The following is a 16,178-nucleotide window of genomic DNA, read 5'->3' as shown; positions in this document are numbered from 1 at the left end:
GTTATGATGAACACATGCTGCGAACCCCCGGTCCCCTGACGCTGCTGTTGGCCACGGTGCTGTTCACCGCCACGGCCTGCTCCCCCGACGAAGCCCCGCCTGCGGCGGCGCGCCCGGCCGAGCCCGACGCACCGGCCCAGGCACCGACGCCGGCGCAGGTCACCATCGGCGGGCAGGACGAGGCCGAGACCGTGCAGCGCTGGCAGCCGCCGGCGGTGCAGATCGACGACGCCGGCGTGGCCCAGGCCCGCCGCGACGCGGCCAAGGCGTTCGAGAGCGGGCGGCTGTACGAGGACGCCACCGCGGCGCTGCCGATCTGGCTGGCGCTGCTGGAGCGCGACCCGAAGGACCGCCAGGCGCAGGCCGGGATCAAGCGGGCCAAGGAGCAGCTGCTGGACGAGATCGCTGCGCTGCTGGTGCGTCCGCTGCGGCAGCGCGAGGCGGTGGCCAAGGCCGGCGAGATGGGGCTTGTACTGCTCACCCTGGACCCGGAAGACCCGCGCGTGCGCGCCCTGCAGTCGCGGGTGGAACTGGCGCAGCGGGTCATTGCCTACAACCGTGCCGGTGAAGAAGACCTGCGCAACGACCGCATTGGCGAAGACGGCGACGGGGCGCTGCCAAACTTCCGCGAAGCGCTGGCGCTGGCCCCGGACAACGAACGCGCCCGCCAGGGGCTGGCGGCGTCGGAAAGCGCACTGATCCGCCGTGCCGAAACCGCCGCACGGGCTGCCGACTTCACCGGGGCCGGCGTGTGGCTGGCCGAGGCCGCGAAAGTGCGCGACTCGGCCCCGACCATCAATGACGCCTTCGAGCGGGTCGAGCGGATCCGCGCGGACACACTGGTGCGCCTGCGTGATGAGGGCCTGCGCGACCTCACCAGCGCGCAGGGGCTCAAGCCGGCGCGGCAGAAGCTGGAAGACGCGCTGCGCATCGCCATGCCGGGCGACCCGGTGGTGGCCCAGCTGCGCGAGCGCATCGAGCTGGTCACCCATTACGGCAGCTTCCGTCCGGGCCAGGTGTTCAGCGATGCACTGCGTGATGGTGGCCGTGGTCCGCAGATGATCGTGGTGCCCCACGGCGGCTTCCAGATGGGCGCGGCCGAAGGCGAGATCGGGGCCAGCGATGCGGAGAAGCCCGCGCACTACGTACGCTTCGACCGTGGCTTCGCGATGGCCATGACCGAGGTCACCGTCGCCGACTTCCGCCGCTACGTGCAGGCCAGCAAGGCGCGCCCGCGCGCCACCCGTCGCGGGCATTCCACGGTGTACGACGAGCGCAGCGGCAACTTCATGCTGCGCAGCGGGGTGGACTGGCAGTCCGGCTACGATGGCAGCCTGGCCATGGCCAATGCGCCGGTCATGCACGTCAGCGTGCGCGACGCCGAGCACTACGCCATGTGGCTGTCCGAACAGACCGGCCGCTATTACCGTCTGCCCAGTGAAGCCGAATTCGAATATGCCCTGCGTGCAGGTACCAGCGGGCGCTACCCCTGGGGCGATGAAGGCACACCGCCCAAGGGCTCGGGCAACTTCACCGGCGGCGACGATGTCTCGCCGTCCGGGCGACGCTGGTTCAATGCCTTCGTGGGCTATGGCGATGGCTGGTGGGGCCCCGCGCCGGTGGGCACGTTCGAGCCCAACGCGTTCGGCCTGCACGACATGGCCGGCAACCTCAGCGAATGGGTGGCCGACTGCTGGCACGCCAGCTACCGGCGTGCCCCGGCCGACGGCGCGGCCTGGTTCAACCCCGGCTGCCGGCAGCGGGTGATCCGCGGTGGCAACTGGGCCAACGCCCCCGAACAGACCCGTGCGGCCTGGCGGCAGTCGCAGGATTCGGACACCACCAACGCGCGGATCGGCTTCCGCCTGGTGCGTGGTATCTGACTTCACACGGCACGGGGGTAGGATGGCCCCAGCGCCGGCCAGGGTGAGCCGGCTTCTTCAGGAACCACGACCATGCGCAGCGATCCGTTTGGGGGGCAGTCGCAGCAACGCGGCCGGCGACCGGGCCTGTTCGGCAACATCCGCTGGTGGGTGCTGCTGGCGTTTGCCGGCTACGCCGCGTACTACTGGGTTTCCAACCGCAGCGTCGACCCGTACACCGGTGAAAGCGTGCTGATCGACAGTTCGCTCGATGCCAGCCAGGAAAAGGCGCTGGGCCTGCAGGCCTACCAGGAGATCCTGGCGCAGGAGCGTCCGCTGGATCCGAATGCGCAGATCTCGCAGGACGTGCGCGCGATTGCCGAACAGCTGATCCGCAAGGTGGACGTGGTGGAAACCGCGCTGGCTGAGGAGCACGGCCTGAAGCCGGCGCATTTCTCGCGCGATTTCGAGTGGGAAGTGAACGTCATCCAGTCCGACCAGGCCAATGCGTTCTGCCTGCCCGGCGGCAAGATGGCGGTGTACACCGGGCTGGTGCCGGTGGCGCGCACGCGCGATGCGATGGCGGTGGTGATGGGGCATGAGATCGCGCACGCCTTGCTGCGGCATGGTGCGCAGCGCATGGCGCAGCAGAAGATGACCCAGATCGGGCAGATGGCCGGTGCCGCCAGCGGCATGGACGCGTCGCAGCAGCAGATGGTGATGTCCGCGCTGGGCTATGGGTATCTGTTGCCGTATGCACGCAGCCACGAAACCCAGGCGGATGAGGTGGGGCTGATGCTGGCGGCGGCGGCGTGTTTCGACCCGCGCGAGGCGGTACCGCTGTGGGAACGCATGGGGCAGGCCAGTGGTGGGCAGGCCCCGCCGGAGTTTTCCTCCACGCATCCCAATCCCGGCACACGGATCCAGAACCTGCAGGCCTTGATGCCCAAGGCGATGGAGTACCGGCAGCGGTTCTGTGAGACGGCGGGCGGAGGGTGAGCGGGCGGTGAAACGTTCCGTTGGACACGCATGGCGTGTCCCTCCGCCCGTCATCGCCCGACCAACCCGTCATCGATCGACCCCATCATCGATCGACCAACGCAGCGTAGTGACACGCCATGCGTGTCAACGCCATGCCGAACGGAGACGCGAACACGCCATGCGTGTCACGCGTGGCCCATGTCACGCCGCGATCATTCGCGATCCTTGACCACCACTGAAATCACGCCGTCCTTCACCCGCGCGGTCAGCGCATCCCCCGGCGCAACATCCAACGGCGAGCGCACCAGTCGCCCATCGTCCGCACGGGTCAGAATCGAATAGCCACGGCTCACCGTCGCCAGCGGGCTCACCGCCTCCATCGAGCGCGCCAGCCCACGCAGGCGCAACTGATCACGCTGCAACTGCCGCGCCATCGCGGTGTCCACGCGCGGCAGCAACCGGACGAGCCGTTCGCGCAGCGCCTCCAGCCGCCGTTGCGGCGCGTTGTTGCGCAGCACGATGTCGGCATGCCGCAGGCGCGCACGCCGACGTTCCAGCTGCTGCTGCCACACCGAAGCCAGTCGCCGCGCCAGATCCTGCTGCCGGCGTTGCAGCAACTGCAGCCGGTTCTGCGGACTCTGCGCGTTCAAGCGCAGCAACGCACGGTCAGCGCGCTGCGTGGCCTGGCTCATTGCATGGCGTTGCAGTTGCACCATCCGCGCCGCATCCCGGCGCAGCCGCAGCAGCAGGTCGCGCTGGTCGGGCACCAGCAGTTCGGCGGCGACAGAAGGCGTGGGCGCGCGCAGGTCCGCAGCAAAATCGGACAGGCTGAAGTCGGTCTCGTGGCCAACCGCCGACACCACCGGTGTCTGGCTGGCCGCAATCGCGCGGGCCAGCTGTTCGTCATTGAAGGCCCACAGGTCTTCCAGCGAACCGCCGCCACGGGTGAGCAGAATCACGTCATAGCGCGCGCTGGCATCGGCCGCGCGCAGCAGCGCGGTGATCTGTGCCGCCGCACTGTCGCCCTGCACCAGGCTGGGCAACAGGTCCACTTCCAGCAGCGGGAAGCGGCGGGCCAGCACGCTCAGCACGTCGCGCACCGCCGCACCGGTCGGCGAGGTGATCACCGCGAGGCGCTGCACGTGGGCGGGCAGGGGGCGCTTGCGTTCCGGCGCGAACAGACCCTCGGCTTCCAGTCGTGCCTTGAGCTGCTCATACGCGCGGCGCAGTGCACCTTCGCCGGCTTCCTCCATGTGGTCGAGCACCATCTGGTACTCGCCGCGTGCGTCGTACAGGGTCAGCCGGCCACGCGCCAGCACGCGCATGCCCTCGCGCGGCACGAACTTCAGCCACTGGCTCTTGGGCTTGAACAGCGCCGCGCGGATCTGCGCGCGTGCATCCTTCAGGGTGAAGTACATATGCCCGGAGGCCGGGCGGGTCACGTTGCCCAGTTCAGCTTCCACCCACACCGAGGGAAAGCTGCCTTCCAGCAGGTCACGGGCAAGCGCGTTGAGCTGGCTGGGGGTGAGAATCTGTGCAGTGCGTTCCATGCCGGTCATGTTCGCACGTTGTGCCGGTGCAGTGCCCACTGCACGTGCTCGCGCACCACGTCGGACGGGTGATCCACGCGTGACTGCAATGCAGCCAGCGTCTCTGCGGTGCCCGGCGCATTGCCCAGCGCCACCGCGATGTTGCGCAGCCAGCGTTCGTGGCCGCTGCGACGGATCGGGCTGCCTTCCGTGCGGCGCAGGAACTCGTCTTCTTCCCAGGCGAACAACTGCGCCAGCGACGCGGTGTCGAGCTGGTTGCGGGCGCGGAAGTCGGCCTCATCCGTGCGCTTGGCAAACTTGTTCCAGGGACAGATCAGCTGGCAGTCGTCGCAGCCGTAGATGCGGTTGCCGATCAACGGGCGCAGCTCTTCAGGAATCGCCCCGTCGTGCTCGATGGTCAGGTAGGAAATGCAGCGCCGCGCATCCAGCCGCTGCGGCGCGATGATCGCCTGGGTCGGGCAGATGTCGATGCAGCGCGTGCAGTTGCCGCAGTGCGCGCTGGCCGGCGCATCCACTGGCAGCGGCAGGTCGATGTAGATTTCTCCAATGAAGAACCAGGAGCCGCCCTGCTTGTCGATCAGGCAGGTGTGCTTGCCGATCCAGCCCAGCCCGGCATTGCGCGCCAGGGCCCGTTCCAGCACAGGAGCCGAATCGACGAACACACGGTAGCCGAACGCGCCGATCTCGGCGGCCAGCGCGTCGGCCAGCTTCTGCAGCCGGTTGCGCATCAGCTTGTGGTAATCACGGCCCAGCGCGTAACGCGCCACATAGGCACGCTCGCCGTCGTTCAAGGCCGCCCAGGCGTTGGTGTCGTCCTTGTGGCTGTAGTCCATGCCCACCGAGATGACCCGCACGGTGCCCGGCAGCAACTCGGCCGGGCGCGCGCGCAGGGTGCCATGCCGCGCCATCCAGTCCATCGTGCCGTACAGGCCCTTGCCCAGCCAGTCGGCCAGGTGGGCTTCGTCCTCGCCCAGCTCGATGCCGGCGATGCCGCAGCGCTGGAAGCCGTGCTCGCGCGCCAGCGCCCGCACGCGCTCGGCGGCACGGGCCAGGTGGACGGGGGCGGGCAGGGGCACGGCAGACATGGTGACAAGTATAGAATCCCGGCATGTCCGAGCTTGCTGAACTGTTCGATGTGGCCGCCGCGCGCCAGCTGGATGCCCAGGCCAGCACGGCGCTGGGCGATGCCGGTGCGTCGCTGATGGAGCAGGCCGGCACCGCCGCCTGGCAGTGCCTGCTGCAGCGCTGGCCGCAGGCACAGCGCGTGTGCGTGCTGGTGGGGGCCGGCAACAACGGCGGCGACGGCCTGGTGCTGGCGCGGTTGGCGCTGCAGGCCGGCCGCAGCGTTCAGGTGCTGCGCCTGTCAGACGAAGGCGCACCGAGCACGTTGTCGCAGCGCATGCGTGCGCAGTACGCGGCGGCAGGTGGCAGCCTCGCGGTGTTCGAAGAGGCGCTGCCGTGCGCCGATGTGGTCGTGGACGGGCTGTTCGGCATCGGCCTGAACCGCGCACCCGCTGGCGAGGCCGAACGGGTCATCACGGCGATGAATCACGCCACGGCACCGGTGCTGGCGCTGGATGTACCCAGCGGCGTGGATGCGCAGACCGGCCAGGTGGCGGGCACGGCGGTCCGTGCCGCCTGCACGCTGCAGTTCATCGTCGCGCACCAGGGCCTCTACACCGGCAATGCGCTGGAATACACCGGCGAACGCCAGCTGGCGGCATTGACGCTGCCGCCGGCCGCAGAGGCGGACGTCGCGCCCAGCGCCGATCTCTGGCAGGCGAACCGGCTGCGGGCGCTGCTGCCACCGCGTCGTGTCAACACCCATAAAGGCGAATCCGGCCACGTGCTGTGCGTGGGCGGCAATCTGGGCAGTGGCGGGGCAGTGATGCTGGCGGCCGAGGCCGCACTGCGTGGCGGGGCGGGTCTGGTCAGCGTCGCCACCCAGCCGCCGCACGTAGCCCCGCTGCTGTGCCGCCTGCCCGAGGCCATGCCGCACGCGGTGCAGGACAGTGCCGAACTGCAGCGGCTGCTGCCGCGCGCCAAGGTTGTCGCGGTCGGTCCGGGCCTTGGTCAGGACGACTGGGCGCGCGAATGCTGGCGGCTGGCACGCGCCAGTGGCTTGCCGCTGGTGGTCGACGCCGACGCGTTGAACCTGCTCGCGGCAGATCCGCTGCCGCTGCCGGATGGAGTGCTGACCCCGCATCCGGGCGAGGCCGCGCGCCTGCTCGGATGCACTACGGCGCAGGTGCAGGCCGACCGTTTCACTGCTGCGCAGCATCTGGCTGAACGCTATGACGCCGTGGTGGTGCTGAAAGGGGCGGGTACCGTCGTGGCCGCGCCGCACGCCCGTCCGCGCGTGATCGCGGCGGGCAATCCCGGCATGGCGGTGGGTGGCATGGGCGACCTGCTCACCGGCATCATTGCCGCCCTGCGTGCGCAGGGACTGGGCGCGTTCGATGCGGCCAGCGCCGGTGCGCTGCTGCACGGCCTGGCCGGTGATGACGCCGCCGTCGAGGGCCAGCGTGGCCTGCTTCCTACCGATCTGCTGGTGCCGCTGCGCCGCCGGCTCAACCCTGAACTGTGAGCGTGATGACCGACTTCTTCCTGGCCACGGCCGACGACACCGACCGCCTGGGCGCACAACTGGCAGCGACCCGGCCGCCGCAGGCGGTGATGCAGCTGCGCGGTGACCTTGGCGCGGGCAAGTCGACCCTGGCCCGTGCGCTGCTGCGCGCGCTGGGCGTGCAGGGCGCGATCCGCAGCCCGACCTATACATTGGTGGAGCGCTATCCGCTGGCCGACGGCAGTGAAGCCTGGCACCTGGACCTGTACCGCATCGGCCAGGCCGACGAGCTGGAGTTCCTGGGCCTGGACGAGGGCAGTGCGTCGCTGTGGCTGGTGGAATGGCCCGAGCGCGGTGCGGGGGCACTGCCGCCGACCGACCTGATCGTGGCGCTGGAGATTGACGCCAATGGACGTCGTGCCAGTCTCACCAGCGTGAGCGACGCCGGTGCTGAATGGGTTCAGCGGCTGCGTGAAGGAGGCGACTTGCGCCCCCTTTCTGTCGGCTGACAGGAGGAAATACCCCCAGGTTACGGATTATTAAGGAAAAAGGAGTTGCTTTTCATTCAGCGCGGTGATTGAATCCCCATCCATGCCAATGGGGAAATCGCTCACCGCCATCGTTGCAGCCGTCGGACTCTGTCTGGCGAGCGCGGCTGCGTGGGCCGGTGAAGTCCGCCAGGTGGCCCTGCAGACCGGTGCCACCGGTACCCGCGCGGAGATCGCGCTGGCCGGCAGTGGCGGTTACAAGACCCTTTCGTTGTCCGGCCCGAACCGCCTGGTGGTGGACTTCCCGGACTCCAGTGCCATCCGCAACCTGAAGCTGCCCACGCCCACCGGCGTGGTCACCGCCGTGCGCACCGGTCAGCCGGTGCCGGGCACGTTCCGGGTGGTATTCGATCTGGCCGAGTCGGTCGCGCCGTTCAAGCCGCAGATGCTCAAGCAGGGCGATGAGTCCCGGCTGGTGATCGAGTGGCCGGGCGATGCGCCGTCCAGCGTGGCGGCGGCACCCGCGGCCAAGCTGCCGGTCACCGCTGCAGCGCCTGCACCTGTTGCGGCCACGCCGGTCGCGACTGCACAGACTGCCGGCCCGACGCCGGCCGAAGCCGCGCAGGCTCGAGACGAAGCCGCGCGTGCGACCGCGCTCCTCACGGCCAACGCACGTCAGCAGGCGAGCGCCGGTGCAGCGGCTCCGGTGCCGGCTCCTGCCGCACCGACGGCCACTGGCACAGTGACGTCGGCCAGCACCGCCAACGCGGCCAGCAATGCGATGTCGCCGGCGGCCATTCTGGCCGGCCAGCCGACTGCCGCGGTGGCACCGGCTCCGGCACCCACACCGGTGGTCCCGGTGCAGGCACCGCGCCCGGTGATGCCCAGCGACGCCTCGCGGATCAAAATGCAGGCGGGCATGCGCCCGCTGGTCGTGGCGATCGACCCGGGCCATGGCGGCCAGGATCCCGGCGCGGTCGGCCCGACCGGCAAGCGCGAAAAAGACATCACCCTGGCGGTGGCACGTGAGCTGGCGCGGCAGGTCAATGCCACGCCGGGCCTGAAGGCCTACCTCACCCGCGACAGCGACGTGTTCATTCCGCTGCCGATGCGCGCGCAGAAGGCGCGTTCGGCGAAGGCCGACATCTTCATCTCGATCCACGCCGATGCGGCGGAAAATCGCGCGGCCAAGGGCTCCTCGGTATACGTGCTCTCGACCAAGGGCGCGTCGTCGCAGCGTGCGCGCTGGCTGGCCGACAAGGAAAACGCGGCCGATCTGGTAGGCGGCGTTCGCCTGCAGCAGACCGAAGGCACACTGGCCAATGTGCTGCTGGATCTGGCCCAGAGCGGCTACATGAAGGCCTCGGAAGACGCGGCCGGCCATGTGCTGGGCGGTCTCAAGCGCATCGGCAAGAACCACAAGCCGAACATCGAGCGCGCCAACTTCGCCGTGCTGCGCACGTCGGACATGCCGGCAATGCTGGTGGAAACCGCCTTCATCTCCAACCCGGATGAAGAACGCCGCCTGATGGACCCGGCCTACCAGCGCCAGCTGGCGGGTGCCGTGCTTGACGGTGTACACACCTTCTTCAGCCGCCAGCCCCCGCCGGGCACCCTGTACGCCGCCCGCGCCCAGGCCGAAATCGACGCCGCCAGCACCGTCGCCGGCGGCAGCAAGTAAGAGCTCTGCGGGGCATCATCCTCTCTGCAATTGCACGCACTGTGCAACGTGATTGCATGGCGTACGTAGAGCCGGGTTTGCCCGGCTGCTGTTGGTTTTTGGCGAACAGCCCATGGTCACCGGTTCCCTGGTTTGGCGGCTCGGGATGGGCGTTCCGGGGGACGCTGCAAGTACGTCCCTGTAAGCTCGGTCGCCGCATCCATGCGGCTCACGCCCCCTCCAGCCCACCCCGAGCCGCCATCGACAGTGTGTCGGTGGCCACGGGAAATGCCACAGCAACGGCGGTGTCGTTCCGGGGTCATGCGTTACCGGATGTTGGGGATTTCACGGCGATCGTCTGTCGACCGATCCCACCGGGGCATTTCCGGTTCCATCAGGGCCTGTCATGGCTTTTGATCTTCCATGGCCACCGGCCCACTGTCTGGGGCGTGCCGGGGTGGGTTTGCGGGACCGTCAAAAACATGGATGTTTTTGACGAGCCTACAGGGATGTATTCACGGCGTGTCCCGCAAACCCACCCCGGTACGCCCAAACACGGAAACCGATGGACCACCGGCTGTTCGCCAAAAACCAACAGCAGCCGGGCAAGCCCGGCTCTACATTTCGCTATCATCACACCATGAGCATCCGTCAGTTACCCGAAATCCTCATCAACCAGATCGCCGCCGGCGAGGTCGTGGAACGGCCTGCGTCCGTGGTCAAGGAACTGGTGGAGAACGCGCTGGATGCCGGGGCTACCCGTGTGGATATCGACCTGGAAGAAGGCGGTGTGCGCCTGATCCGCATCCGCGACGACGGCGGCGGCATCGCACCCGAGGAGCTGCCATTGGCAGTGTCGCGGCATGCCACCAGCAAGATCGCCAGCCTGGACGACCTGGAAGCCGTGGCCACGCTCGGCTTCCGTGGCGAAGCGCTGCCGTCCATTGCCTCGGTCAGCCGCTTCACCCTGGCTTCGCGCCGCGCCCACGACGAACATGGCTCCGCCCTGCAGATCGAAGGCGGCAAGGTCGGTCAGGTCACCCCGCGCGCGCATGCGCCGGGCACCACCGTCGAAGTGCGCGAACTGTTCTACAACGTGCCCGCGCGACGCAAATTCCTGCGCGCCGAACGTACCGAACTGGGCCACATTGAAGAATGGCTGCGCTCGCTGGCGCTGGCCCGCCCCGATGTCGAACTGCGCGTCTCGCACAACGGCAAGCCTTCGCGACGCTACAAGCCGGGCGACCTGTATTCGGATGCCCGCCTCGGCGAAACCCTGGGCGATGATTTCGCCGCCCAGGCGCTGCGCGTCGATCACACCGGTGCCGGCCTGCGCCTGCACGGCTGGATTGCCCAGCCGCATTACTCGCGCGCCAGCACAGATCAGCAGTATTTCTACGTCAATGGCCGCGCCGTGCGGGATCGCAGCGTCGCCCATGCGGTGAAAATGGCCTATGGCGACGTGCTGTTTCATGGTCGTCAGCCGGCGTACGTGCTGTTCCTGGAACTGGATCCGACCCGCGTCGACGTCAACGTGCACCCGGCCAAACATGAGGTGCGCTTCCGCGATTCGCGGCTGATTCACGACTTCGTCTACCGCACGCTCAAGGAAGCCCTGGCCGAGACCCGCGCCGGGATGACCGCGACCGCGGCCGTCGGCGAAACGCATGCCGAATCCGGCGCACCGGCGTACGCCAATGCGGCAGCGGGCAGCGGCTATGCGCTGGCGGGCGGCGGTGGAGGTGGTGGCATGGGCGGCTGGCGACCGCAACAGTCGCCGCTGGGGCTGCGCGTGGCTGATGCCTCGTCTGCGTATGCCGTGCTGTATGCACGCCCCGAAGGCAACGACAGCCCCGGGCTGCCGCCGATGCCCAGCGAGAACGGCCTGCCGGTCACCTCGGCCGACAGCGGTGTGCCGCCGCTCGGCTATGCCATTGCCCAGTTGCATGGCATCTACATCCTGGCCGAGAACGCCGAAGGGCTGATCGTGGTGGACATGCATGCCGCGCACGAACGCATCGGCTACGAACGGCTGAAAACCGCGCACGACGGCATCGGCCTGCACGCGCAGCCGCTGTTGGTGCCGATCACCCTCGCGGTGGGCGAGCGCGATGCCGATACCGCCGAGCGCGAAGCCGAAACGCTGACCGCGCTGGGGTTTGAGATCACCCGCTCCGGTCCGGGCTCGTTGCATGTGCGCAGCATTCCTGCGTTGCTCGCCAATGCCGAGCCCGAAGGCCTGCTGCGCGATGTGCTGACCGACCTGCGCGAACACGGCCAAAGCCGGCGAATTGCCAGTGCGCGCGACGAGCTGCTGTCGACCATGGCCTGCCACGGTGCGGTGCGTGCCAACCGACGCCTCACCGTGCCGGAAATGAATGCATTGCTGCGCGACATGGAAATCACCGAGCGGTCCGGCCAGTGCAATCACGGCCGACCGACCTGGGCGCGTTTTTCGCTGGCGGAGATCGACCGCTGGTTCCTGCGTGGACGTTGAAGGGGAAAGCCACTTGAAGGGGAAGCGTTTGATGGGGACGCGTCATTGGCGGCGCAGCATGGCGGTGGCCGCGCTGGTGTTGGGCCTCGCTGCGTGTGGCGAGAAGGACTCCGCACTGGTGGTCGCACCGGTCGATCCGGCCTTCGCGGCCGAACAGCAGCAATGGCGGCAGCAGCGCTACACCGAGTTGAACGCGCCCGACGGCTGGACCAGCCTGGTCGGCCTGCACTGGCTGGAGCACAAGGCGCACTACATCGGCAGCGGCCCCGGCAGCGGTATCCGCCTGGCGGTGGGGCCGGACAAACTGGGCATGGTGGCGCGCAACGGTGACAGCGTGACCTTCACCCCCGAGCGCGGTGTGCCGATGACCGTGGAAGGTGAGCCGGTGACCGGCCGGATCCGCTTTTTCAGCGACCGTGACGCCACGCCCACCAAGATCGCCTTCGACGACGGCCGTGGTCAGCTCAGCCTGATCCACCGTGGCGAGCGTTTCGCGCTGCGGGTCAAGCACGCCGATGCGGCCACCCGTACCGGCTTCACCGGGCTGACCTACTGGGATGGTGGTCCGGCCTGGAAAGTCACCGCACGCTTCGTGCCGCACGCTGCGGGTAAACGCCTGCCCATCGTCGACATCACCGGCCTTACCACCGAGATGGCCAATGCCGGCGCGCTGGAGTTCGAGAAAGACGGCACGCGGTATCGGCTGGAGGCACTGGGTGAACCCGGCCGCGAGTTGTTTGTGATCTTCGGCGACCGCACCAGCGGCCATGGCAGCTATCCCGCCGGCCGCTACCTGGACCTGCCCGCGCCGGATGCCAACGGCCAGGTGGTGATTGATTTCAACCATGCCTACAACCCGCCGTGCGCGTTCACTCCGTTCGCGACCTGCCCGTTGACGCCAGCGGAAAACCGCCTGGATCTGCGCGTAGAAGCCGGTGAGAAGGTGTATCACACCCCACAAGGAGGAACCTGATGTTGTTCAAGCGTGTACTGTCTTCGCTGCTGCTGGGCGCATGCCTGCTGACCGGGTCGGCCGTTGCCGCACCTGCGGCCAAAGCCGGCTCCACCGCGCCGGTGCCCCTGTTGTGGAAGGCGACCGGCCCCGGTGACAGCCGGGTGTACCTGCTGGGCTCGTTCCATATGCTGCGCGCGGATGATTACCCGTTGGCGGCTGACGTCGACCAGGCATTCGCCGCATCCAACCGGCTGATGTTCGAACTGTCGCCGGCCGACATGCAGTCGCCTGACCTGATCGGCAAGATGATGCAGGCGGCGATGCGCACCGACGGCAGCGAACTGCGCCGTGATCTGGAAGCGCCCACCTGGACCAAGCTGCAGGCTTACGCGGCCGCCAACAACATGCCGTTGGCCCAGTTGCAGGGCATGAAACCGTGGTTCGTCGGGCTCACCATCACCCTGAGCCAGCTGGCGCGCATGGGCCTGGACCCGGAACTGGGACTGGACCGCCACTTCATGAAGCGCGCGGCCGATGCCGGCAAGCCGACCAGCGGTCTGGAGAGCATCGACACCCAGATTGCGGTGTTCGCGCAGATGTCGGACAAGGAACAGCAGCAGATGGTGGCCGAGGCGCTGGACCAGGCCGAACAGGCCGACGCGCTGAGTCGCAAGCTGCACGATGCCTGGCGGCGCGGCGACGAAAAAATGCTGTGGAATGAAATGGCAGTAGACATGCGCGGCCAGTACCCGCAGCTGTACAGGCGCATCAACACCGATCGCAACGAGGCCTGGGTGCCCAAGCTGCAGCAGCAGTTGCAGGCCGGGCAGGGCAGTACCCTGGTGGTGGTGGGCGCACTGCACCTGCTGGGCGAGGATGGCGTGGTCGAGAAACTGCGCGCCAAGGGCTTCAAGGTCGAGCGCGTCTGCACCGGCTGTGCCAAGCCCAAGCGCTGAACGGTACCGTTGGAACACAAAAAAGGCGCAGCATGAGCTGCGCCTTATTTATGCGTCCGCTTGCGCGGATCAGCGGCGGGTCTTGGTCCCGACCGGCGCTTCCGGCTTTCCGGTACCCGTGCTGGTGCCCGGCGGAGTGGGGCGCGCACCGAAGCCTGCGCCCATGTTGCGCTGGAAGTCCTTCCACAGTTCCAGGTTGCGCTCGGTGAGCTGGTTCATCATCGCCCAAGGAGTCTGGCCCAGCAGGTTGCCCATCTGCTGGCGGAACTGCTGCTGCTGGTCCAGGAAGACCTGCATGCTGCGCTCCAGGTAATTGCCCATGAAGCCCTGCAGTGAATCGCCGTAGAAGCGGATCAGCTGGCTGAGCAGCTGGGTGGACAGCATCGGCTCGCCGTCCTGTTCCTGGTCGGCAATGATCTGCAGCAGCACGGAACGGGTCAGGTCGTCGCCGCTCTTGGCGTCGCGGACCTCGAAGTCCTCGCCGTCCAGGATCAGCTGGCGCACGTCCTCGATGGTGATGTAGCTGGAAATCTCAGTGTCGTAGAGACGACGGTTCGGATACTTCTTGATGATGCGGTTCGCAGCCATGAAGCAAGCACTCGTCAACGTAGACGCGAAGCATGGCGCACCGCAGCAGGCGTTGCAACCGTCTTTGGTCATCTAGCTGGATTCTTCATGCTGCGCAGCAAAGGGTGCAGCATTCCCTACGGGACTGCTGCACTGCCCACGTTCTGCGCGGCAGAACGCGGGCCCCCTCGCATTCCACCTTATCCCCGCGCCGTTGGCGCGCCCCCTTTAACAAAAAGGGGGCTTTCCTCCAGACGGTTGGCGTAGAGCCGGGCTTGCCCGGCTGCATTTTGCGCGACGTTGGCGGCCACCCGGTTCCCTGAAACCGTTACCACCCCATGTGGTGGCCGCCGTTGATGTCCAGATTGGACCCGGTGATCCACGCCGCTTCCTCGGCCACCAGGAAATTGACCGCATAGGCAATCTCTTCCGGCTTGCCCAAGCGGCCGGTCGGAATGTCGGCGATGATCTTGGCGCGCACCTCTTCCGGCACGGCCATCACCATGTCGGTGGCAACGTAACCGGGCGAAATGGTGTTCACGGTGATGCCGAAACCGGCGTTCTCGCGTGCCAGCGAGATGGTGAAACCGTGCATGCCAGCCTTGGCGGCGGCGTAGTTGGCCTGGCCGTACTGGCCCTTCAGGCCGTTGATCGAGCTGATCTGGATCACCCGGCCCCAGCCGCGACGGCGCATGCCCTCGATCACCGGACGGGTGACGTTGAACACCGAGTTGAGGTTGGTGTTGATCACGTCATGCCACTGGTCCGCCCGCATGCGGTGGAAGGTGGTATCGCGGGTGATGCCGGCGTTGTTGACCAGGATCTCCACCGGGCCCAGTGCGGCTTCCACGGCCTGCACCATCTGTTCGGCCGAGGCCGGGTCGGAGACGTCGCCCGGGAAGATCGCCACCTCGCATCCGCGCGCGCGCATGCGCTCCTGCCAGGCAAGGGCCTTGGCCTCGTCGCGGTAATTGGTGGCCACCCGATGCCCCTGCTCGCACAGGCGTTGGCAGATGGCAGACCCGATCCCGCCGGTACCACCGGTAACCAAGGCAACGCGCGATGTCATGAGCAGCTACTCCGAATGGCCACAGCCAACAAGGGGGGAGATCGATTCTGCAACATCGGCGCACAAAAGGGGCGGTCGTTCAGCCCAACGGCGTAATCACGATGTCCTGCGGTGGCAACCGGGCCGGATCGAAGTGCGCCACCGCACGTTCCAACCACTGGGAGATGGTTGCGCAGCCCGCCAATGCGGCGGGCTCCTGGCCCAGCCAGGCCCAGGCCTGCTGCAGGGCTGGTAACGGGGCGGCCGGGTCGACCGGCGCGGCGGCTCCGGACTTGGACAGTTTGTGGCCCTGTGCATCCAGCAGCAGCGGCAGGTGCAGGTAGCGCGGGGGGGGCAGGCCCAGCGCCTGCTGCAGCAGCATCTGGCGCGGGGTGGAATCCAACAGGTCGGCCCCGCGCACCACGTCGGTGATGCCCTGGGCGTGGTCGTCCACCACCACCGCCAGCTGGTAGGCCCAGCAACCATCGGCCCGGCGCAGCACGAAGTCGCCGACTTCGGCATGCACATCCTGGCTCACTTCGCCGCGCAGCCCGTCCACGAAACCCACCACGCTGCCGGGCGGCACCCGCAGGCGGATGGCCGGGGTAGGGCGTTCGGCGTGGGCGACGCAGTGGTGGTGGATGCCGTGCTGCCCGGCCAGCTCGCTGCGGCTGCAATGGCAGGCAAAGGCCAGATTCTGGGCCAGCAGGCGGTCGATGGCCGCCTGGTAGAGCGCACCGCGTTGGCTCTGGTGAACGACGGGGAAGTCGCTGTCCAGACCGAACGCCTGCAGCGTGGCCAGCTGGCCGGCGCTGGCGCCGGGCACGGTGCGTGGGGGATCGACGTCCTCGATCCGGATGCCCCATGCGCCGCCGGCATGCCGGGCGAGCAGCCAGCTGCCCAGCGCGGCCAGCAGTGAGCCAGGGTGCAGGGGGCCGGTGGGCGAGGGGGCGAAGCGCCCGCGGTAGGCAGAATTGAACATGAACTATGAATCGTCGGTCAGGAATCCACTTGAATTCAAGCGGCAGTCACCGCAGATTTGGATTCA

General features: G+C 68.0%; 12 protein-coding genes and 1 pseudogene. 8 read left to right on the top strand and 5 right to left on the bottom strand.

Annotated elements, in window-relative coordinates; all coding sequences use genetic code 11:
* Nucleotides 1-14 precede the first annotated feature (14 nt).
* Both PDM29_RS00235 and PDM29_RS00230 read left to right on the top strand, forming a co-directional pair.
* The gene (locus PDM29_RS00235; protein WP_311191921.1) at nt 15-1,883 is read left to right on the top strand and encodes a formylglycine-generating enzyme family protein; all 1,869 of its coding nucleotides are present in this window, start codon (nt 15-17) and stop codon (nt 1,881-1,883) included.
* 72 nt (nt 1,884-1,955) lie between these two features.
* Complete coding sequence (locus PDM29_RS00230) at nt 1,956-2,861, top strand: M48 family metallopeptidase (protein WP_311191920.1); 906 nt, start codon at nt 1,956-1,958, stop codon at nt 2,859-2,861.
* A gap of 194 nt (nt 2,862-3,055) precedes the next feature.
* On the opposite strand, the gene xseA is transcribed toward PDM29_RS00230, so the two are convergent.
* Both xseA and queG read right to left on the bottom strand, forming a co-directional pair.
* Nucleotides 3,056-4,393, bottom strand: a complete 1,338-nt coding sequence (gene xseA / locus PDM29_RS00225) for an exodeoxyribonuclease VII large subunit (RefSeq protein ID WP_311191919.1) — start codon at nt 4,391-4,393, stop codon at nt 3,056-3,058.
* 5 nt (nt 4,394-4,398) lie between these two features.
* Nucleotides 4,399-5,478, bottom strand: a complete 1,080-nt coding sequence (gene queG / locus PDM29_RS00220; protein ID WP_311191918.1) for a tRNA epoxyqueuosine(34) reductase QueG — start codon at nt 5,476-5,478, stop codon at nt 4,399-4,401.
* Nucleotides 5,479-5,501: 23 nt separating this feature from the next.
* On the opposite strand from queG, the gene PDM29_RS00215 reads away from it, so the two are divergent.
* The 6 genes from PDM29_RS00215 to PDM29_RS00190 all read left to right on the top strand — a co-directional run bounded on the left by PDM29_RS00215 (nt 5,502) and on the right by PDM29_RS00190 (nt 13,515).
* Nucleotides 5,502-6,980 carry an NAD(P)H-hydrate dehydratase gene (locus PDM29_RS00215; protein ID WP_311191917.1) on the top strand — a complete coding sequence of 493 codons (1,479 nt, stop codon included), beginning with the start codon at nt 5,502-5,504 and terminating at the stop codon, nt 6,978-6,980.
* Between the two features lie 5 nt (nt 6,981-6,985).
* Complete coding sequence (gene tsaE / locus PDM29_RS00210; protein WP_311191916.1) at nt 6,986-7,468, top strand: tRNA (adenosine(37)-N6)-threonylcarbamoyltransferase complex ATPase subunit type 1 TsaE; 483 nt, start codon at nt 6,986-6,988, stop codon at nt 7,466-7,468.
* A gap of 82 nt (nt 7,469-7,550) precedes the next feature.
* Nucleotides 7,551-9,128: an N-acetylmuramoyl-L-alanine amidase gene (locus tag PDM29_RS00205; RefSeq protein WP_425508697.1), complete on the top strand. Its 1,578-nt coding sequence runs from the start codon at nt 7,551-7,553 to the stop codon at nt 9,126-9,128.
* 619 nt (nt 9,129-9,747) lie between these two features.
* Nucleotides 9,748-11,604, top strand: a complete 1,857-nt coding sequence (gene mutL, locus PDM29_RS00200; RefSeq protein WP_311191915.1) for a DNA mismatch repair endonuclease MutL — start codon at nt 9,748-9,750, stop codon at nt 11,602-11,604.
* A 31-nt stretch (nt 11,605-11,635) separates the two neighbouring features.
* Entirely contained in the window at nt 11,636-12,577 is a 942-nt protein-coding gene (locus PDM29_RS00195; RefSeq protein WP_311191914.1) for a DUF1684 domain-containing protein, read from the top strand.
* Entirely contained in the window at nt 12,577-13,515 is a 939-nt protein-coding gene (locus PDM29_RS00190) for a TraB/GumN family protein (protein WP_311191913.1), read from the top strand. The genes PDM29_RS00195 and PDM29_RS00190 overlap by 1 nt, the downstream gene beginning before the upstream one ends.
* Nucleotides 13,516-13,584: 69 nt before the next feature.
* On the opposite strand, the gene phaR is transcribed toward PDM29_RS00190, so the two are convergent.
* From phaR to gluQRS, 3 genes and pseudogenes are all read right to left on the bottom strand, one after another.
* Nucleotides 13,585-14,103 (bottom strand): polyhydroxyalkanoate synthesis repressor PhaR, encoded by a 519-nt coding sequence (phaR, locus tag PDM29_RS00185; protein ID WP_311191912.1) that lies wholly within the window; start codon nt 14,101-14,103, stop codon nt 13,585-13,587.
* Nucleotides 14,104-14,410: 307 nt separating this feature from the next.
* Nucleotides 14,411-15,151, bottom strand: coding sequence for a beta-ketoacyl-ACP reductase (phbB, locus tag PDM29_RS00180; protein WP_311191911.1), 741 nt, complete (start codon nt 15,149-15,151; stop codon nt 14,411-14,413).
* Nucleotides 15,148-16,112: pseudogene (gene gluQRS / locus PDM29_RS00175) on the bottom strand (tRNA glutamyl-Q(34) synthetase GluQRS). The gene phbB and the pseudogene gluQRS overlap by 4 nt, the downstream one beginning before the upstream one ends.
* Nucleotides 16,113-16,178: the final 66 nt, after the last annotated feature.

It is taken from the genome of Stenotrophomonas oahuensis (genome assembly GCF_031834595.1).
GTDB classification, from domain to species: domain Bacteria; phylum Pseudomonadota; class Gammaproteobacteria; order Xanthomonadales; family Xanthomonadaceae; genus Stenotrophomonas; species Stenotrophomonas oahuensis.
Note: the sequence above shows the minus strand (reverse complement) of the source record. Positions and strands in the feature narration are given on the sequence as shown.

What these genes read in the sequence shown, in the direction of transcription:
- xseA (WP_311191919.1), bottom strand. Translation starts at nt 4,393, where the DNA reads ATGGAACGCACTGCACAGATTCTCACCCCCAGCCAGCTCAACGCGCTT.
- tsaE (WP_311191916.1), top strand. Translation starts at nt 6,986, where the DNA reads ATGACCGACTTCTTCCTGGCCACGGCCGACGACACCGACCGCCTGGGC.
- mutL (WP_311191915.1), top strand. Translation starts at nt 9,748, where the DNA reads ATGAGCATCCGTCAGTTACCCGAAATCCTCATCAACCAGATCGCCGCC.
- PDM29_RS00235 (WP_311191921.1), top strand. Translation starts at nt 15, where the DNA reads ATGCTGCGAACCCCCGGTCCCCTGACGCTGCTGTTGGCCACGGTGCTG.
- queG (WP_311191918.1), bottom strand. Translation starts at nt 5,478, where the DNA reads ATGTCTGCCGTGCCCCTGCCCGCCCCCGTCCACCTGGCCCGTGCCGCC.
- PDM29_RS00205 (WP_425508697.1), top strand. Translation starts at nt 7,551, where the DNA reads ATGCCAATGGGGAAATCGCTCACCGCCATCGTTGCAGCCGTCGGACTC.
- phbB (WP_311191911.1), bottom strand. Translation starts at nt 15,151, where the DNA reads ATGACATCGCGCGTTGCCTTGGTTACCGGTGGTACCGGCGGGATCGGG.
- PDM29_RS00195 (WP_311191914.1), top strand. Translation starts at nt 11,636, where the DNA reads ATGGGGACGCGTCATTGGCGGCGCAGCATGGCGGTGGCCGCGCTGGTG.
- PDM29_RS00230 (WP_311191920.1), top strand. Translation starts at nt 1,956, where the DNA reads ATGCGCAGCGATCCGTTTGGGGGGCAGTCGCAGCAACGCGGCCGGCGA.
- PDM29_RS00190 (WP_311191913.1), top strand. Translation starts at nt 12,577, where the DNA reads ATGTTGTTCAAGCGTGTACTGTCTTCGCTGCTGCTGGGCGCATGCCTG.
- PDM29_RS00215 (WP_311191917.1), top strand. Translation starts at nt 5,502, where the DNA reads ATGTCCGAGCTTGCTGAACTGTTCGATGTGGCCGCCGCGCGCCAGCTG.
- phaR (WP_311191912.1), bottom strand. Translation starts at nt 14,103, where the DNA reads ATGGCTGCGAACCGCATCATCAAGAAGTATCCGAACCGTCGTCTCTAC.